Source organism: Pseudotamlana agarivorans (assembly GCF_018860245.1).
In the GTDB taxonomy this organism is placed as follows: Bacteria; Bacteroidota; Bacteroidia; order Flavobacteriales; family Flavobacteriaceae; genus Pseudotamlana; species Pseudotamlana agarivorans_A.
The window spans coordinates 386,029-406,028 of the sequence record NZ_JAHKPD010000008.1; the positions used below are offsets into that span (position 1 = coordinate 386,029).

Annotated in this window: 10 protein-coding genes and 1 tRNA gene; all 11 read left to right on the forward strand. The window is 35.8% G+C overall.

The window, feature by feature from the left end; all coding sequences use genetic code 11:
- The first annotated feature begins 522 nt into the window (after positions 1-522).
- The 11 genes from trxA (at position 523) to KO493_RS04465 (ending at position 19,737) form a co-directional block, all read left to right on the forward strand.
- Positions 523-840, forward strand: coding sequence for a thioredoxin (trxA, locus tag KO493_RS04415; RefSeq protein WP_150938824.1), 318 nt, complete (start codon positions 523-525; stop codon positions 838-840).
- 90 nt (positions 841-930) lie between these two features.
- The gene (locus tag KO493_RS04420) at positions 931-1,473 is read left to right on the forward strand and encodes a ClpP family protease (RefSeq protein ID WP_216066732.1); all 543 of its coding nucleotides are present in this window, start codon (positions 931-933) and stop codon (positions 1,471-1,473) included.
- Positions 1,474-1,630: 157 nt separating this feature from the next.
- Positions 1,631-2,557 (forward strand): DUF58 domain-containing protein, encoded by a 927-nt coding sequence (locus KO493_RS04425; protein ID WP_216066733.1) that lies wholly within the window; start codon positions 1,631-1,633, stop codon positions 2,555-2,557.
- Between the two features lie 146 nt (positions 2,558-2,703).
- A tRNA-Asp gene (locus KO493_RS04430) sits at positions 2,704-2,777 on the forward strand.
- Positions 2,778-2,920: 143 nt separating this feature from the next.
- Positions 2,921-6,934, forward strand: a complete 4,014-nt coding sequence (locus tag KO493_RS04435) for a PA14 domain-containing protein (RefSeq protein ID WP_216066734.1) — start codon at positions 2,921-2,923, stop codon at positions 6,932-6,934.
- A 605-nt stretch (positions 6,935-7,539) separates the two neighbouring features.
- A complete protein-coding gene (locus KO493_RS04440; protein WP_216066735.1) occupies positions 7,540-7,875 on the forward strand; it encodes an MliC family protein in 336 nt (111 codons plus the stop codon).
- 369 nt (positions 7,876-8,244) lie between these two features.
- Positions 8,245-10,782 carry a chondroitinase-B domain-containing protein gene (locus tag KO493_RS04445; protein ID WP_216066736.1) on the forward strand — a complete coding sequence of 846 codons (2,538 nt, stop codon included), beginning with the start codon at positions 8,245-8,247 and terminating at the stop codon, positions 10,780-10,782.
- Between the two features lie 287 nt (positions 10,783-11,069).
- Positions 11,070-13,670, forward strand: coding sequence for a chondroitinase-B domain-containing protein (locus KO493_RS04450; RefSeq protein WP_252723152.1), 2,601 nt, complete (start codon positions 11,070-11,072; stop codon positions 13,668-13,670).
- Positions 13,671-13,985: 315 nt separating this feature from the next.
- The gene (locus KO493_RS04455; protein ID WP_216066737.1) at positions 13,986-14,906 is read left to right on the forward strand and encodes a T9SS type A sorting domain-containing protein; all 921 of its coding nucleotides are present in this window, start codon (positions 13,986-13,988) and stop codon (positions 14,904-14,906) included.
- 222 nt (positions 14,907-15,128) lie between these two features.
- Positions 15,129-17,489: a chondroitinase-B domain-containing protein gene (locus KO493_RS04460; RefSeq protein WP_216066738.1), complete on the forward strand. Its 2,361-nt coding sequence runs from the start codon at positions 15,129-15,131 to the stop codon at positions 17,487-17,489.
- Between the two features lie 7 nt (positions 17,490-17,496).
- Positions 17,497-19,737, forward strand: coding sequence for a heparinase II/III family protein (locus KO493_RS04465; protein ID WP_252723153.1), 2,241 nt, complete (start codon positions 17,497-17,499; stop codon positions 19,735-19,737).
- The last annotated feature ends 263 nt before the right edge of the window (positions 19,738-20,000 follow it).

The window sequence follows — 20,000 nt, forward strand, 5'->3', positions numbered from 1 at the left end:
TTTTACAGAGGTTTCACGTAGACTCACAGAGGGTTTTTTAGACACGAATTGAACTTGTACTATTTATGAAAATTAGCGTATGAGTAAGTCTAACAACTAATAACCAAGAACTAGTAACCAATAATTCTAGACACAGATTCCACGGATTTCCACAGATTATTTACGTTTTGCAGGCTAGCGTTCGTTTTTAACGGGTGCCGTCAAGAGTGAGAAATAGAAAGGAAGCATATGATTTTCGGAAACGAGCAGCGCGCAAAGGATAGCAGCGGCATCCTTTTTTGTGAAATGTAAACTTATTAGAAGTAGTTTTTATAAACTTGAATACTGGGCCCTGATAAAAAACGTGAATTTAAACACAAAAAAGATATAGCGAATAGCCTGGTTTATGCGCCCGAAATCCTTTGATAGTACGAATCGATGAAGCTATAAGGAAAACAAATTGATGGTTTGTAAGCTTTAGAGTTTTTTTTGACTAATTTTGTACTTTAATATTGAAGTAAAACAGATTAAAATATAAATATTATGGCATTAGAAATAACAGATGCGACGTTTGAAGAAACGGTTTTAAAAAGTGATAAACCCGTTTTAGTTGATTTTTGGGCTGCATGGTGTGGACCTTGTAGAATGGTTGGGCCAATCATCGAAGAAATTAGTAGTGAATACGATGGTAAAGCCGTTGTTGGAAAGCTAGATGTAGATGCGAATCAAGAATTTGCAGCTAAGTATGGTGTTCGTAATATTCCTACTGTTTTAGTGTTTCAAAACGGAGAAGTTGTTGGAAGACAAGTGGGTGTAGCGCCTAAAACAGCTTATACTGAAGCTATAGACGCTTTATTATAGTCTAAAAGTCTATTTAAATAAAAGAATATTAAAAAGGTTTGCCATTATGGTGAACCTTTTTTTATTTTAGAACAAAATTAAAAATTCAACATGAGTGATAAAAGAAAAGTGCAAGATGCTATTGATAGTAAATTTATAGAACAACGTAAAGTGTTTTTATGGGGTCAGGTAGATGATAAATCTGCAAAGCATGTTATTGATAGATTGATGTATTTGGATGCTTTAGGGAGTGATGATATCGAATTGTATATTAATAGTCCTGGAGGTTATGTAACGTCTGGTTTTGCAATTTACGATTGTATTAAGGCGTTAAACAGTGAGGTTTCTACAATTTGTACTGGTTTTGCTGCTTCCATGGGGTCGATTATTTTATCGGCTGGAGCAAAAGGGAAACGTTTTATTCAGCCGCATGCGCGTGTTATGATTCATCAACCAAGCGGTGGTGCACGTGGTCAAGCGAGTGATATTGAAATTACGGCTAAGGAAATCGTGATTACTAAAGAATTAAGTGCAAGAATTTTAGCCGATAACTGCGGACAAGATTTTGATAAAGTGATGAAAGATTTTAACCGCGATCATTGGATGGGTGCAGAGGAGTCTGTTGCCTATGGAATTGTAGATGGTATAAAATAAAAAGCCGGGCCCCCTAGCCCCCAGTTGGGGGAACTCTTACTCTTTCCCAATAAAGTATTGAGAATATCAGATTAAGCTATAGAACTAAAATTTAATACACCGATTCCCATATGAGTGTTCCTCCCCTACCGGGGAGGCTAGGTGGGGCATCTATTTTATGCTACAAAACGAACTTAATAAAGCTAAAGGTTTTAAGAACCTCGAGCTGCTTGCCAAGCAAGTGGTCGAGGGTTTTATTGCTGGCATGCATAAGAGTCCGTTTCATGGGTTTTCGGCAGAATTTGCAGAGCATAAAATTTATAATCAAGGTGAAAGTACGCGTCATATCGATTGGAAGTTATTCGCTAAAACCGAAAAACTGTACACCAAGCGTTATGACGATGAAACGAATTTACGTTGCCACCTGATTATAGATAATAGCAGTTCGATGCATTACCCAAAAATGCCTTCTTTTTCTATTGAACATTTAAATAAAATTGGGTTTTCGGTATTGGCGGCCGCTTCGTTAATGCAAGTTTTAAAGAAACAGCGCGATGCGGTTGGACTCACAGTGTATAGTGATGCGTATGATTTTTATGCCCCAGAGAAGGGGAGTGAGCGGCATCATCAAATGTTGTTAAACACTTTGGACGGTGTTGCGGTTTCAAACCCTGTGAACAAAGAGACTGAAACTTATAGGTATTTGCATGAGGTTGCTGAGAAGATTCATAAGCGGTCTATGATTTTTTTGTTTACCGATATGTTTCAAGCCTCAGAGGAGGATGAAAAACTTTTTGAAGCGTTACGGCATTTAAAATACAACAAGCATGAAGTAGTGTTATTTCATGTTATGGATAAGAAAAAGGAGCAAGACTTCGATTTTGATAATAAGCCCAAGCGTTTTGTTGATGTTGAAACCGGAGCGTTTATTAACCTTTATGCTGATTCAATAAAAGAAAGCTACAGCGCCACCGTAGAAAATTATTTTAATAACCTGCGCTTAAAGTGCGCACAGTATAAAATTAAGTATGTTGAAGCCGATATAAACAAGGATTTTAATAACATCCTAACGACTTATTTGGTGGAGCGTCAAAAATTCGCTTAATCCTGAGCTTTTATAAATAAATTTGAAATTTTAAAATACTGATTATCAAATTGTTTTAAAATATTTTAAAAATTTCATGAAAAAAGTTTCAAAAACGTTTGTGATATTTAAAAAGGCGTGTATCTTTGCACTCGCAATAACGCAACGGTCTGGTAGTTCAGCTGGTTAGAATGTCGCCCTGTCACGGCGAAGGTCGCGGGTTCGAGTCCCGTCCAGACCGCAAGATTGCAAAAAGCCTTAAAGAAATTTAAGGCTTTTTTTATGCTTAAAAACTAAGGAAATGCCCCCTTGTTAATGTTTTTTAAATGATTGAAAAAAACATTATGTTTGCCAAATATCATCTCCCTTTCTAAAAATTAATACATGACCCAAATCTTTAATTTTCTGAAAGTTAACCAACTCGTGCTTTTTTTGTTCGTTAATTTTCTAAGTTTTTCTCAAACGATTACCACAGAAATGATTTCGCCAACTTCGTATTGCGAAGGGGGAGCCGTGGATGTGCCTTTCGTTATTTCAGGAACTTTTAACTCAGGAAATATTTTTACTGCTCAGTTATCTGATGCTGCCGGAGGGTTTACTTCTCCTGTTGACATAGGCACATTATCATCTGTGTCTGCAGGTACCATTACTGCTACAGTTCCTTTAGGTACTTTAGAAGGTGCTGGGTATAGAATAAGGGTGGTAAGTGATAATCCTGTGGAGGTTGGAAGTGATAATGGTATAAATTTAACCATAAATAATATACCATCGGCACCTGTTGTGGGAGCCATTACACAGCCATCATGTCCTGTTGCAACTGGTAGCGTTGAATTAACTGGCTTGCCATCAAATTCTTGGGTTATAACAGAAAGTCCGGGAGGAAATACCACAGCAGGAACGGGGTCGACTACCACGATTTCTGGATTAGCTCCTGGAACCTATTCTTATACGGTTGAAGCGTATGAACAAGGTTTAAAAGGTGAGTATTTTAATAATTCAACCTTAACGGGTACCCCTGATTTAACAAGAACGGATAGCACAATAAATTTTGACTGGGTCAATGGAAGTCCAGACGGTTCCATTGGTACTGATAACTTTTCTGTTAGGTGGACCGGACAAGTGGTTCCCACTTATTCTGATGATTATGTGTTTAGAACACGTAGTGATGATGGTATTAGGCTTTGGGTAGATGGTGTTCAGGTTATTAATAATTGGACAGACCACGGGGCGACTTATAATTACTCATCATTAATCCCTTTTGTGGCAGGACAAAAATATAACATCGTTTTAGAGTATTACGAGAATGCAGGTCAGGCGGTAGCGCAACTTGCTTGGGGTAGGTCTGGTGCGGCTTCTTATGTAAATATACCGGCGTCTCAACTCATTAATAACGGAGCTAGTAACTGTGATTCGGCAGCATCGGCTAATGTTGTAATTAATGCCTTTGCAGGGACACCTACATCACCAATAGGTATTAATGGTGCACTATGTATTGGTGGAGCATCGAGTGTCACATTATCTGCTTCAGGAGCTAATTCAGGTGACAAATATAGATGGTACGATGCAGCAACTGGTGGTGCAATACTTTATGAAAGTACTGATGATTCAGATAATACATTTAACACCCCAGCTATAAGTGCTCCAACTGATTACTGGGTGGCTATTTTAGATGCTAGCGGCTGTGTTAGCGGACTCATTATGGTTAGCGCGGAGACTCCAATTAACTCCCCCGATTCGCAAACTACCGCTGGTACAGATTCTTGGATAGGTCACGTGTATGATGGAAATAATTTCTCGGTTGCTCATGGTGGTAATTTTACTGATTATTATGGTGAAGTGACTGAAATGGAAGAGTTTGATGAGAATTTTGGCGGGAGAACTACGTGTTACTCTATAAATTCGGCAACATACGGCATTCGATCTATTCATACCGAATATTTTTCAATTCGTTATCGTATGAATTCTACTAGGCAAGGCTTATATGTGGTTGATATAGGGTCCGATGACGGCTCACGTTTACAAGTTGATGGGAGTCTGGTGTACGATTATTGGACAGCTAGAGGCTTCAGTACGGATCAAGATGTTCTATTAAATTTAAATGGGAGTAATGCTTTAATATTAGATTTTTTTGAGAATGGCGGTAGTAATCAAGTTTCTTTTAATGGTTTAACCTTAGTTTTAGAAAATGACTTAAATACCAATACCACACAAACTCTTTGTGAAACAGGAGTAGGTGTACCAATAAGTGGTGATCAATTTGGAAGTTTACCTGCGGGTATTACTACTTCAGGTACAGGATATCAGTGGGCTTATAGTAGCTCGATAGGTGGTCCTTGGACAGATATATCGGGAGCAACAGGAGCTGCATATACCCCTTCGGCTGTAACAGATTTTGGTACTGTGAATAGTGGAGATACGATATATGTGATTAGAAAAGCCACACTTTCTAGTACAAATAATGTAGGTATGACAAGTCCTTATATTGCAGAAAACACTTCTAATGTAGCGACTATAATTATCAATGATATTAATGTTTGGACGGGCGTAGTAAGTACAGATTGGAATGATTCAGGGAACTGGGGTTGTGGTGCTATTCCGCAACTAAGTACAGATGTATTAATACCTGCGAGTGCCGTAAATCAGCCAGAGATTTTTAGTGGAGATGCTGGTGGTTTAGCCAATGATTTTGATATTGAAACAGGTGCCTCATTAATGGTTCATGATAATTTTATGCAACTAGACGGCGATTTATTATTAAATGGTTTTATTGATTTAGTAGACGAAGGGCAGTTGTTGCAAAACGACAGCAGTACTATAATTGGAGTTAGTACGGGATCATTAGAACGCGATCAACAGGGAAAAGCAAATAGTTTTAATTATAATTATTGGTCATCACCAGTACATGTTTCTGGAGCTTCAACATATAATTTAGAAACTGTATTAAAAGATGGTAGGAGTGGGCATTATGGAAATGATATTCTTTATTCTACAAGTGCTAATGGTGCCGATACCGCGCCTGTAGGACAATTAATTAAAAGCTCACGATGGCTTTATACTTTTGAAGGGCCAACCGATGATTATAATGCTTGGGGTAAAATAGATCAAAATACAAACCTTAATCCTGGACAAGGTTTTACGATGAAAGGCTCATTAGGCCCCGTGCCTTTAACAGATTCTGAAAATTATGTATTTATTGGTATGCCTAATAGTGGAGACATAGATATAAATATTACCCAAGGCGAGGACGTGTTAATTGGAAACCCTTACCCATCGGCTCTAGACGCCGATGAATTTATTAAGGATCAGATAAACCTAACAGATGGGGGAACTTCAGGAAACCGAGGAACGAACGTTATAAATGGAGCCTTGTATTTTTGGGATCACTTTGGGGCAGTCAATTCACATTATTTAAAACAATACATAGGCGGTTATGCCACTTGGAATTTAATAGGTGGAGCAGTGGCTATTTCAAACGATCCTTTAATAAATGATAATAATGCATCAGGAGCAAATGCACCTGGGCAATACATACCTGTAGGACAGGGCTTTTTTGTCTCGGCAACGCTTGATCCTATTATGAATAGTGATAATACAACTGATGTTGTTGGTGGAGTTGTTCAATTTAAAAATAGCCAACGTGTATTTGAGACTGAAAGTAGCGGTAATTCAATTTTTCTGAAATCTACTAATAAAGAAAATACAGCTAAAACACCAGGCGACACGAGACCTAAAATTAGATTAACATATGCTTCAAATGGCTATTACAGGCAATTACTTATAGGTGCCGATGCTAATACAAGTACTAACTTTGATATTGGTTACGATGCACCTATGTTAGATGTAGCTTCAGACGATATGTTTTGGGAAATAAACAACGGTAAATTTGTCATACAAGGTGTGCCTGAATTTAATGAAGATGCACAGTTTCCATTCGGATTGCATGTTAGTGCTAATGACATGGTAGAAATTCAAATAGCCGATTTAGAAAACCTTCCAGAAGGAATGGATTTATATATTAAAGATCGTTTTACAAACAAAACATATGCTATAAACGAAGGAGTTTTTAAAATGAATTTAGAGGCTGGAGCATATTTAAATCGTTTTTCATTGGTTTTTAAGTCAGACGATACGTTAAGTGCTGCGGAAGAGACTTTAGAACATGGTTTATCGGTTTATATGCGCAATACGACAAAGGAATTACAAATTAGAAACACAACAAGTTCTAAGTTGTTAGGCGTGAAAATGTACAATACCTTAGGAGGTTTAGTAGGGGTTTGGGTTGAAAATTTAGAGGCTTCAGTAACCTTGTTGCCAGTTGATAAAATGTCTACAGGGGTGTATCTTGTGTATTTAGAATCGGATATTGGTGTTGTTGTAAAAAAGGTAATAATTGAATAGGTAAAATTGAGATTTTAATAATTATCTTGATCTAAGAGATGGGTGAAGTGTTTTATATCTGACATCATTTTGATTGAGATAGAATCGTAGAATACGAGTTCTTATTATTTGAATTTAATTAATTTGATAAAATGATTTGACTGTATAGATTAAGTTTCTATCTTTGTACTTTCTAGGCGCAGGTTGTGCGGTATGCCTTTGTAGAGAAGGTTTTAAGAATTTTTAGAATTGAAATTTTGAACAAAATATAAAGCGTGCTCAGGGAGTTAAATGACTCCAAGCGTATCGCAAAATGTTGCAAATAAAGTTTGAAGAATCAAGGTTTATGGCAATAATGATGTTGTGTTGTTCCTAGAGAAATCTAGGAAGTAGTAATACCAGTAATCCCGATAGCAATCGGGAGGTATTCCAATGAAAGGCTTTCCTTTTTTCTGCGAAGAAGATTGGGATGCTTTTTTGTTTTAGGGCGGAAATTAAAAGTAGAAATGATATCAGTTTATTAAATGGATTCTAATCATGTTTTCTTTCTCAAATACTGTTTATGGTGCTAATTATAAAATAAAAAAACTAACTTTATCCTTGTGAATAGCCAAATCCTGTTTAGAATGATAAGAAAAGTTTTGACCATTATTATTGTTTTTAGTTTAGTCTTAATATCATGTAAAGAAGTGCAGTCCAATGAAACCGGAGTGAAGCCTATGGAAGTTGTCACGGATGAAATCGTAGAAAGCACAGTGACTGATGAAAGTGGAAAGACTTTATACATGACTTTTAATAATACAAAGGGCACAGTAACTATAGATTTTGAAGGTGAAATCACAGAATTGAAACGAGAGCGTACGGGCTCTGGATTTTGGTACAAAAATGACACGTATAATTTAAGAGGAAAAGGCGAAAGTATGATTTTGAAAAGAGATGACGTTGTTGTTTTTAAGAATTAGAAGAAGTTTTTAAATATCGAATAGATTCAAAAATCAGATGGTTGTCATCTGATTTTTTTATGTCTAAATTTTTGCTGAAGCCTTAAATAAGGCAATCATGATTGTATTTGAATTTAGTTAAATTTTTTTAGCTAATAAATTCTTCGATAACAGTGAAATTATATAGGAGCCCTAAAGGGGGGATTTATGAGCTTGAGTGAATATATCGGTAATGTATGTCGTTTTTTTGGTAATTGGTTAATTAGGCTTATATTTGGAAAACCAATTTGGTAGACCAGAATGGTTTTCCAGATGTAATAAACTGAAATTATAGTGAATACAGTTTAAAATACTGTTGTCTATAGTGTTAACAAACTAAATTATTAAAAAATGAGAAAAATTACTTTTTATTTACTAATGCTCTTTTCTATATCAGCAATAGGGCAAGGCGTAACTCACACCATTAGTGATCCAGCGGCTATAACTTCTTTATCGGCGTCGTTACAGGCTGGAGATGAAGTGGTGTTGCTGGATGGAACTTATACCTCGGATGAGCGTATTAAATTTTCTCCTACAACAGGAACGGCAGCAGAACCTATCACTTTTCGTGCTGAAACTCCGGGAGGCGTTAAGTTTACAGGTGGTTTAAAAATGAGTATAGGTGGTGATCACGTTATTGTAGACGGCTTCTACTGGAAAGGCGGGATTGGAGCGAGCAACTTTATCGAGTTTAGAGATGGTTCATCTAACTATGCGAATCATAGTACGATTCAAAACTGCGCTATCGATGGCTTAGAAATTGATCCAGATGATGCAGCAGATGATATTATTGATAAATCAATTACTAAACACCGATGGATTGTTTTATACGGTACTTATAATACGGTGATAAACTGTTCTTTCATGAACAAAAATAGTGCTGGAGCTTTAGTGTTGGCAGAAATGGAGTACAATGCGTCTCCAGATGGCGTTTCAAATACCAGGTGTAATGTGGTTGGGCATACTATTAGTAACAACTACTTTTATAGGTATGCAAAAATGGATGCTAGTTTAAGTAACTCTGGTGATAGTGAAACGATTCGTATTGGAACCAGTGAATACCAAAACGTAAATAGTGAAACTACAGTGAGTAATAATTATTTTGTGGAAGCCGATGGTGAAAATGAAATCATTACTAACAAAAGTAAAAACAATACGTATATCAATAACACTTTTAGAAGATGTAGAGGTTCTTTAGTCCTTCGTCATGGTTCTGGAGCCTTGGTAGATGGGAATTATTTCTTAGGAGAAAATGTTGAAGGTACAGGAGGTATTCGTATTGTGGATAGTGAACATACAGTTACTAATAATTATATCCAAGATTGTATTAATGTATTAGATCAAGCGAAATGGAATAACGGGATCACCTTTTTAGGTGGTGGTGATAGCCATGCTGTAGATTGTAATTCAACAAGTGTTTCAAACGGGTACCAAAAAACTGTATCGGTAAATATTAGTAATAATTCACTAGTAAACACGAATGCTCCTTTATTTTATAATGAAGATAAAGGATCAAACGATCCAAGTGGAAGTGTCATTAATAACTTGGTTTATTTTGCTTCCGGTAATGGTAATGTTACCGATGTAATCACAGGAGATTCAGCAACAGCTTTCGATAACTTAGGTACTGGATTAACATATAATGGGAATGTATATACGGGTACAAGTTTGGGAGCTACAAATGCTGGTTTTTCCGAAGACAATAGCATTACAGCTACTGCTAGTGGAGAAATTTTTACATTCTCGGGAAATAAAGGTGCTGATATGGGTGCTTACCAACCGGCAACCGATGCGATGGTAGGTCAAGGTATTGGAGCGTGCTTTTTAGATAATTCTGGAGCTGTAATTACTAGTGGTAATTGTACAATTCAAGTATTAGAATCTTTAACAGTTGGAGGATTGTCTACTTTGGATTACACTTCAGGGAGCTATGATGTTGATGTTAATGCTAATGTAAGTTGGTCTGCGACTGTAAATGATAATTGGATTACTCTTAGCCAATCATCTGGTACTGGTGATGCAACCGTTTCTGTGACTGTAACAGAAAATACATTGAGTTCTTCTAGAACAGGAACCGTAACTTTTGAACAAACTTCTGGAAACTCAAGTATTGTTAGAACGTTAACAGTATCCCAAGATATGGCCGATCCTCGTGCTAATTTAAACTTGATTAATCCAACAGCTACAGATGTTTCTGTGTATTCGTATACAAATCAGGAAGTAGATCCTAGTAAAAATAAAGACAATCAAGCAGTACATAGTTTAGATAAAATCTCAGGAACCTATTGGGCGAGTGATAGAACACAGGATCCAGCTGGAAGTGGGAAATCTATAATTATTTACGATTTACAAGGGGCTTTTGATTTAGACTTGATAGATATTGCAACATCATCAGGAAAAACATATAACCTTCAAATTTGGGTATCTACTTCTGGAGTTGATGATGCAGACTTTACAAATGTATTTGGAGATATTGTAACCACTAGTGATGGTGATATGCAGCCGTTTATTCCTTCTTCAACAATTGCAGGTGTTAAATATGTTAAAATTATTGGTGACGGACAACCAGGAGGAAGTAATTACACTTCAATTCATGAAATTGAATTTTATACAAGTCAAGCACTTTCAAATTCTGAATTTGAAAAGAATACTGTGAAATTATATCCAAACCCAGTTGTAAATGGTGTTTTGTATTTAAATAAACAAGACTCAAGTGTTAGTGACTTAAGAATTTATGATATTTCTGGGAAAACGATTTTAATTAAGAAATTAAATCCTGCTGTGCAAAAAGAAGTTATAGACGTTTCTTCTATTTCTAAAGGCATTTATTTTGTAGAAATAACTAATGGAACAAGTAGATTGGTAAATAAGATCGTTGTTTCAAAATAATAATATTATTCATTGTACTATTTCGGAAGGGGTTGTCTTAATAAGGCAGCCTCTTTTGTTTTTCTGTAATTTGAGTTTTGTTGAATGACGTTAAAAAGTATCCAGAAGCCCCTTTGCTTAGAGGCGTATTTAAATAGTTAGAAGATCTAATTTTGGAATGAGCTTATCGCTATAGGTTCTTTGTTTGTTGTTTTTTTGGAATTTTATTGTATATTTGGAAAACCAGTTTGGAAAACCAATTTTATTTCAAACAAAACATACCAAAACTAATACTAAATCTAATTAAAATGGTAAGAAAATCTACTCTTATTATGCGATCGTGCGCTAGAAATACACGAACAACTTTCAATTTGTTATTTCTGTTTTTATTTGCTTCTCAGTTTGCTTTGGCGCAACAAATTTATACGATTGACGATCCAGAGGATATCAGGGGGTTATCGGCTACATTAGTTCCCGGGGATATTGTTGAGCTAAAAGATGGGGTTTATAATAATTCTGGTCGCATGCGCTTTGGCGCGAACGGAACAAAAGACAATCCTATTATTTTTAGAGCGCAAACGCCAGGTGGGGTGACTTTTACTAACGGTGCCCGTTTAAGTATTAGTGGAGATTATGTGGTTGTCGATGGGTTTTACTGGAAAGGTGGTTATGGTGCAAGTGCCGTAATTGAGTTTAGGGATAGTGGGGATGTTGCTTATCATAGTACCATTCAAAATTGCGCGATGGATGGGTTAATTGTCGATCCAAGTGATGAGGTTGTTGGTCAAAGTAAAAAACATAATTGGATCAAGTTGTATGGTAATTATAACAGCGTTATTAATTGTTCATTCATGAATAAAAAGAACGCAGGTGCCTTAATTTTGGTAGAGCTTTATTATAACATCACTCCTGATGGTGGGATTACAAACACCCAGTGTGATGAAGTAGGTCATACAATTAGCAATAATTATTTTTATAATTTCGAAAAAATTGATCCTACCTTAACTAATGCTGGCGATAGTGAAACGATTCGAATTGGTGTTAGCGGAGGTCAAATGGTAAACGCTAATTGTGTGGTTAATAATAATTATTTCGTTAAATCGGATGGTGAAAATGAAATTATTACAAATAAGAGTAAAGGGAACTCCTATATAAACAACACCTTTAGAGAGTGTAGAGGTTCATTAGTGTTACGTCATGGTTCTAATGCCACTGTAGATGGGAATTTCTTTTTAGGTAATAATGTTGAAGGTACTGGCGGAATTAGAATTGTAGATAGTGATCATTCAATTACAAATAATTACATTCAAGACTGTGTAACGACTATAGATCAGGCCAAATGGAATAATGGAATTACGTTTATTGGCGGAGAGAAATCTAGTATAGATGACTGTATGTCTACAAGTTCTTCAAGTGATTATCAGGAATCTAAAGATATTACACTTTCTAATAATACTATTGTTAATACTAATGCGCCTTTATTTTATAATATCGATAAAGGTGATGGTGCTGTAACAGGTACGATGGCTAATAATTTAATTTATTTCAGTTCTGGAAATATTAATAAAACTGATGTGATTGTTGGAGAGACTGCGACTGCATTTAGCGAAATTGGTCAGAGTTTAATGTATTCTGGAAATGTATATGCCGGAACAGATTTAGGGGAGTCGGATGCGAATACCGGAAATGGATTTTCTTTAGAATCTGGAATTACCGCAACTCCAGACGGTGAGATTTTTACATTCTCTGGAGCTACAGGAAAAGGTGCAGATATGGGCGCTTATGAACCTGCTACCGATGCAAAGGTAGGCTTTGGAATTGGAGCCTGTTTTTTAAACAGTGCTGGAACCAAAATAATTAATGGTGATTGTAATATTGTTATTCAAGAATCATTATTGGTAAGTACTTTGCCTTCATTTACTTATGATGCAGGAAATAATACGGTTGATGTGACGGCTAATGTGAGTTGGACGGCAGCATCTAACGATTCATGGGTAACTATCGATACCAATGCAGGGTCTGGAGATGCAACAGTATTAGTAACGGTAACTAAAAATACAAGTTCAGTAAGTCGTACAGGTACCGTAACTTTTACCCAGGATCCAGGAGGTGATGATATCGTTAGAACCTTGACAATAAACCAAGAAGCGCCAAGCCCAACAGATTTAGCTACTCTTATTAATGACCAGGGTAACGGTACTGATGGTGTAACCGTGCACTCTTTCTCTATGGAGCAGGTAACTTCCACTAAATCAAATTATGCGGTAAACGTTTTAGATAAAGATCAAGGAACGAATTGGTCATCAGATGGTACTACTGGTGGAGACTCATTTATTATTATAGATCTAGGGGCTTATTATGATTTAGAAATTATTGATTTTGCTTCTACTAACGGAAAAACATACGATTTCCAATTAAGAGTGTCTAATACGGGTGTGGCAGATGGTGATTTTACCGACCCTTTTGGTACAGGTAATTTGATAAGTAGTAATGATAATACCTTTAAAAGTTTTGTGTTGCCATCGGTAGCGAATGGGGTTCGATTTGTTAAAATACTAGGCTTCGGTCAGCCTAATGGTGGTGGTAGTGACTGGACCTCCATAACCGAGTTGGAATTTTATGGAGATTTTAATGCGTCACTTTCTACTGAAGAACAAATATTCTCCAAACAATTAAAAATGTACCCTGTGCCTGCTAAAGAGGTGTTGAATATTAATACTAAAGATGTTGTTGTAAATAACGTTAGTGTTTACGGTTTAGACGGAAGATTGGTTCTTAACAAATCGGTTGGGAATTCAAATGCAGGAATTACTTTAAATACTTCAAGTTTGTCTAACGGAACCTATGTGATTCGATTTACAAACACCAACGGACTAAATGAGTCTCGAATGATTGTGGTGTCTCATTAGTAATTAAGTAGAGTCTAACGTTTATTCAACGTTTTTTATAAATAAAATTCAAGTCAGCAGTTTTTAATTGCTGACTTTTTTTATCCCAAAAACTCGTGATTTATGGCGTAAACGTTGGATGAAGAGGGGTGTGGTTTGTGGTAAGTTGGTATATGGATGGCTATTTAATTGTTTGATGTGAAATTTAACAAAGTAAAATTTGGTTTATTCATAATTATACCTATATTTGGAGAACCAATGTGGTAAACCAGTTTGGTTTGCCATATAAAACTTAACCTAAATTTAAATTGAATACTAATTTTAAACTAATGTAATATGAAAACAAAATTACTTTTAGCAGCATTATTTACTGCATCGTTTGGCTTTGCTCAAACAAACCTTGTTCAGAATGGCGATTTAGATACGCATACTGTTGATCCAAATGATAATGCAGATACATTTGATATGACACCACCTGAAGATATAGATGGTGGTTCTGATAATAGTCCGTATTTTTTAGTTTGGAATAATACTGATTTAGATACGTGGTTAGAGACGTTTTATGGTGATGATAGTGAGCAGCCAGGTTCTACTAGTGATGGAACTTTTGATGCGGCAGGAAATAAAACTAGAGGCGTAAAGTTAGGCGAGGCTAGTCGTCGTTTATATCAAAAAGTGTCGGTTACTCTAGGTGCTACGTATAAATTCTCAGTAGATTCTAGATCTGAGGCTGAAAATGTGACGACAGAATTCTTTATGTTGAATGAGGAGATTTTAAGTGAGGATGCACTTGCTCATGACGGTGATATGGTAGATGGGTATTTACATATTACAAATGATTTTAATTCTAGTAAGGGTAATGCAACAACTAATACCTTTACAAATAACTCTGTTACGTTTACAGCGACAGCTGACTTTGTTGTAATCTACGGTAGAGCGCTTCAAGCTGTTAATAGTTCTAATGAAGTGTTTTATGATAACTTTGTGCTTGTTGAAGATACTACAGCATCTGTAGAAGACGCGACATCAAGTGAATTCGCAATCTATCCAAATCCAGCAAACGATATTTTAAATATAAAATCAAACAACCTTCAAATTTCAGCTGTAAGTATTTACAGTTTGTTAGGGAAGAGTGTTTATAAGAACAATCAATTTAGTGGTAGCATAATTGATTTGTCTAGCATCAACAGAGGGGTTTATATCCTGAAAATTGAAGCTAGTGGACGTACTTTTAGTAAAAAATTAGTAGTTCAATAAGTAGTTGTTTAGTTATTAAAAGCCTTTTAGTAAAATAAAAGGCTTTTTTGTATTTTAAGAAAACCAAACCAAAAGCAAACCATAAAATGACTATTTGTCGTTTTGTAGTTTGCTTTTCTAAATCTTAAGACTATCTAATTTGTAAATAGTTTTAGTTTGTTAGCTTATTTATAGTTAATTAATTATAACTTTAGGTTCGAATAATCATAATTTATAAGTGCAATGAATAAAATTCAGAAGAAAAATGTTCAACGTCATTTAATAACAAAAGCAGCATTATTATTAACTGTTTTGTTTTTAAGTGTAGGGTGTAAGGAGAAAACGGCAAAAGTGGCGTCTTCATCGGCTGTATCAAATGGTAACGAGTTAAACGAAGCCATTAAAAAAGCAGAACCGGGCGATGTTATTGTATTGTCTAATGGTGTTTGGAAAGATGTTCAAATAAAATTTAAGGCAAAAGGTACCAAAGACCGGCCTATAACCATCAAGGCTGAAACAGCTGGAGGCGTTTCCATTGAAGGTGAATCTTACTTGAAGTTCGCTGGAGAATATTTAGTAGTTGAAGGTTTGCATTTTAAAAATGGTTATTCACCGTCAAGTTCAGTTATCGATTTTAGAATTGGTGAAAATGAAATTGCATACAATTGTACAGTAACAAACTGTGTGATAGAAGATTTTAATCAATTACATCGTGATGAAACCGATTTATGGGTGCAATTCTGGGGTAGAAACAATACTTTAAGCAATTGTTATATCGCTGGTAAAACCAACCGCGGACCAACAGTACGTGTTAATTTGGAAGGTATCGAGAGTATGAATAACTACCACCAAATTGTAAACAACCACTTTGGTCCACGTCCTAGAAAAGGTGGAGCTAGTGCAGAAACCATTCAGATAGGTAATAGTTTTACGTCTATGGCACCAAGTTATACTATGGTTGCTAATAACCTTTTTGAAGAATGTAATGGTGAGGTAGAAATTATTTCTAGTAAAACAAACTTTAATGAGTTTAGAGGAAATGTGTTTTACAACAGTGAAGGGTCTTTAGTAACTAGACATGGTAACTACTGTATTATTGATGGTAATTATTTCATTAACGATAGTAATAACACGAACGTTGGTGGTATTAGAATTGTAAATTCTGGACACTGGGTAACAAACAACTATTTCTTTAACATCAAAGGGGCTAGTTTTAGAAGTGCCTTAGCGGTAATGAATGGTATACCTAAATCACCACAAAACAGATACAACCAAGTTACCGATGTTGTAGTGGCTTATAATACTTATGTAGATTGTGTTTCGCCTTGGCAGTTTGGTGTAGGTACCAACATTGATCAAGCGGATGTATTGCCTAAGTCGGAAATTAGATCGGCTAAAGCTATTAGAACTACTGTAGCAAATAATATTATTTATAACGAGGTTGGAGATCCTGCTCCGGTTTTTGAACATGATAAAGCGGATGGTGTTCTTTTTAAAAGTAATGTGATCAATAATCAAGGTGTTGAATACAAGGATTTTGATGGCGGTATTCAAACAGCACCATTAGAATTGACAAAAATTACAGATAATATTATGCTTCCAACAGGTGTTCCAAGTTCGGTTGTGCCTTATCAAGGTTTTGACTTTAATACGATTACTAAAGATTTATTTGGTAATTCTAGAGATGAAAATAATATAGTAGGAGCAAGTTTAAAAGCAGATGTTGCGAATCCGAACATTTTAGATAAGTCTAAGTACGGAGCAGATTGGTATTCAAATATTGTTGAAGCGAAAGCATCTACAACACATGCAGTTGCTTCTGTTGAAGAGTTACAGCAAAAAATTGATGCAGCCAAATCTGGAGATGTTATCGCTTTAGCTACTGGTGTTTATGAATTAGATAAGTCTTTGAAAATTAGTAAGTCAATTACTATTCAAGCACCTGCCGAAGAAAAAGCTCAAATTATTTTTTCTGGAGCTGCCAATGCACCTGTTTTTGAGTTAAATCCTAAAGGGCTTTTAACTTTAAACAATGTGGTATTACAAGGTAACGGTGAAAATTATGCTTTTGCAACTTTAAAAGAAAACATGTCTAATCACTTTGGTTTAACGGTTTCAAACTGTGAGGTTAGTGATTTTGCTTATGCTTTAAGGGTTTACAAAGAAGCTTTCGCTGAAAGTATCACTTTCGAAAAAACCGCTTTTGATAAATGTGAAAATGGTCTTGAGTTATCTGAAGAGATTAACGATAAAGGCGATTATAACACTGAATACTTAACCATTACAGATTGTACTTTTAATGCGATTAAGCAAAATGTGGTAGATTACTATAGAGGTGGCTACGACGAGTCTACCATTGGTGGTAACTTGTTAATTGCTAACTGTACATTTACAAATTCTGGTAGTCATGAAAAAAACAAGACATTATTAAACCACCGCGGTATAGTTAATGTTAATATTAAGGATAATACCTTTAAAAACAACCATGTTAAATTTGTGTCTGTTTTATGGGGTGCAAAGAATAACGAACACTCAAACAATACCATTTCTAGCTCTGGTGTTATTAAAGTTCAAGAGAATTTAGAGATGAAAATGATGTATTAATTCATACATGATGAAATTTGTAAAACAATTAGGTTTTGTGTTAGTCTTCGGACTCATGCAAAACCTTTTTTCGCAAAATATACCTGCTGATAAAGTTATTGCTAACGAAAACCTTTCAGAGTATTTAACAAAAGAGGTTCATAAGGAGTTAGGGGTAAATTCGATTTCCGAAGCTCAACTAGCGGCATATTTTCGAGATAAATTTTCAGAGCGCTATTTCTTCAATTGGAAGAATTTTGATTGCCGTTTTGAGGCTTACCAAAACTTATATCCTGAAGCGAAAGCCTTGCACACAGCGCGCGCTTTGGATCATATGGCAAAATTTTCAGATGCTACACAATGGGTATTGCCTTTCAATTATCAATATGGAACTCCTGTAAATGCATATGCGCTAAGACATCTGGCACGACAGCATAAAATGGTAGATATCGCTTATTATTATTTCTACCAGAATAAAGATATCAAGTATTTAAATTACTTTAAAAATCAACTTCAATCCCTTAATTCAGCACTTCTGGCTGGTGAATACGAAAAAATAAAAGACGGTAACGGGGTGTATGAAGCGTTTCGTTCGGGGTATCGTGTTTTAAATTGGTTACAGATTCATAATATGTTTCTCGGTGAAGAAGGTTATACCGATACCGATCAATTAACAACTATTGCTACCCTGCTTCAACATGGGGCGCATTTGTATCAAGATAATCTTAAATTTCACCCGGGCAATCATCAAACGCGAGGTCTTTCCGCTTTAGCGATGATTTCTGTTTTGTTAAGAGATTTTGAAGGTGCAGATGTATGGTATGATCATGCTATGGCATTGTTAGAGGAGCATTTAGCTAAAGAAATTAACGATGACGGCTTTCAGTTTGAACGTACGGTTCATTATCATATTAGTGATATTGGAAATTATTATTATGTGTATCAACTCGCTAAATTAAGTGATTTCAAGGTGAATGATTTTTGGAGTGCTAAGTTGAAGTCGTTATTTGTTTCTTTAACTAAAATCGCTTATCCAGATAGATCGGCTCCAGTGCTTTCAGATGATACCGACAACCCTTGGGGCGAAACAAATGATATTTCGGGAGCTTTAACACTGGGGTATTTGTTGTTTGGCGATTCAGAATTTGGGTATTTTGCAAACGCTCAGGTACCGTCCAAAATGTTTTGGTTTGTTACGAAAGATCAATTGGGTATGTTGGATACTATAAAATCTGAAGCGCCAACTATGGGGTCGGTACACTTTCCTACTACAGGGGTTTATGTGATGCGTGAAGGTTGGAACCCTGATGATAAGGTGATGGTGATTACCTCTGGTTTAGATAAGGATAAACCCGACCACCAACATGGCGATATGTTAGGGGTTCAATTCATGGCCTATGGCAGACCGATGCTACCAAATTATCAAGTGCGCTATTCTCTTGATGATCTAGAGTTGTTTAAAAACTCTATGACCAAAAACGTGGCGTTAGTCGATGATGAATTGCAAGGGAAGCAATACACCTCAAACAAGGGAGGTAGTGGTTTTGGGAAGTTTAAAGAATTACCACTACCGAAAACGATAGCATGGGAAACTAATAATGAATTGGATCTTTTTGTTGGTTCTCATGACGGATTTAAAAATGTTGGTGTCGATTATTCTAGGCAAGTGATTTATTTAAAAGATGATTTTTGGATTGTAAAGGATAATTTTTCATCTAAAAAAAGACACGCATACAAACAGGTTTGGCAAGGGCATTACAGTCAGGAGTTAGCGCCAAATGTGTTACGTGCTACTTTTAGTGATGCCTCAGGGTTGGATATTTATCAACTAAATAATACAGATGACGTTTCGGTTTCTGGAAAGCGCGGTAAGCAATGGTCGGTTGTTTCTAAAAAGCAGCAAAAGGACTTTAGTTTTGTTACCGTGTTGTATCCTTATAAGGGATACGATAGTCGCATTGATGAAGATGTGTCCTGGCCGGTTCTTAAAGGTTGGGAGTTAAACAATGGCACTTGGAAGGTTGAAGGGGGAAATGGATTAAGTTTATCCAAAGGAGATAAGTCTCTATTTTTTTCGGTGAAAAGTTTAAAACGTGACGGGGTAGAGCTGCACTTTTCTGATAATTCTGATGTTTTTATTTCTAAAAAGGGTGGACGTCTTGCCATCCAATTACTTTCTGAAGAAAGGGTAGATTGTCAATTTAAAAGTGACAAAGGATCTATTGAACTTACATTGGCTCCTGGGGCTAGTTTCGACTTAACTTATTGATTACAAAACGGGTGATTGCTTTTTTTCGGCGTTGATCTTCTATTGTATTTTTTTGTCTTCCGTTGATAAAAGTATAGTAAAATGCAGTTTTAAATAAAAAAAACTAAGCGATTCATGTTTTGTGTTACGAATACGTTGTTTAATTAGCGAAAATTGGACGTGAAATTATGTATTTGCCACAAATACAGTGTTGTAATTAATAATTTACTTGAAGTGGTTTGGTGTAAGTGATAAATATGTCTATCTTTGGGAAACCAATCTGG

Coding starts and splice junctions, on each gene's coding strand:
- trxA (WP_150938824.1), top strand. CDS start 523: ATGGCATTAGAAATAACAGATGCGACGTTTGAAGAAACGGTTTTAAAA.
- KO493_RS04420 (WP_216066732.1), top strand. CDS start 931: ATGAGTGATAAAAGAAAAGTGCAAGATGCTATTGATAGTAAATTTATA.
- KO493_RS04425 (WP_216066733.1), top strand. CDS start 1,631: ATGCTACAAAACGAACTTAATAAAGCTAAAGGTTTTAAGAACCTCGAG.
- KO493_RS04435 (WP_216066734.1), top strand. CDS start 2,921: ATGACCCAAATCTTTAATTTTCTGAAAGTTAACCAACTCGTGCTTTTT.
- KO493_RS04440 (WP_216066735.1), top strand. CDS start 7,540: ATGATAAGAAAAGTTTTGACCATTATTATTGTTTTTAGTTTAGTCTTA.
- KO493_RS04445 (WP_216066736.1), top strand. CDS start 8,245: ATGAGAAAAATTACTTTTTATTTACTAATGCTCTTTTCTATATCAGCA.
- KO493_RS04450 (WP_252723152.1), top strand. CDS start 11,070: ATGGTAAGAAAATCTACTCTTATTATGCGATCGTGCGCTAGAAATACA.
- KO493_RS04455 (WP_216066737.1), top strand. CDS start 13,986: ATGAAAACAAAATTACTTTTAGCAGCATTATTTACTGCATCGTTTGGC.
- KO493_RS04460 (WP_216066738.1), top strand. CDS start 15,129: ATGAATAAAATTCAGAAGAAAAATGTTCAACGTCATTTAATAACAAAA.
- KO493_RS04465 (WP_252723153.1), top strand. CDS start 17,497: ATGATGAAATTTGTAAAACAATTAGGTTTTGTGTTAGTCTTCGGACTC.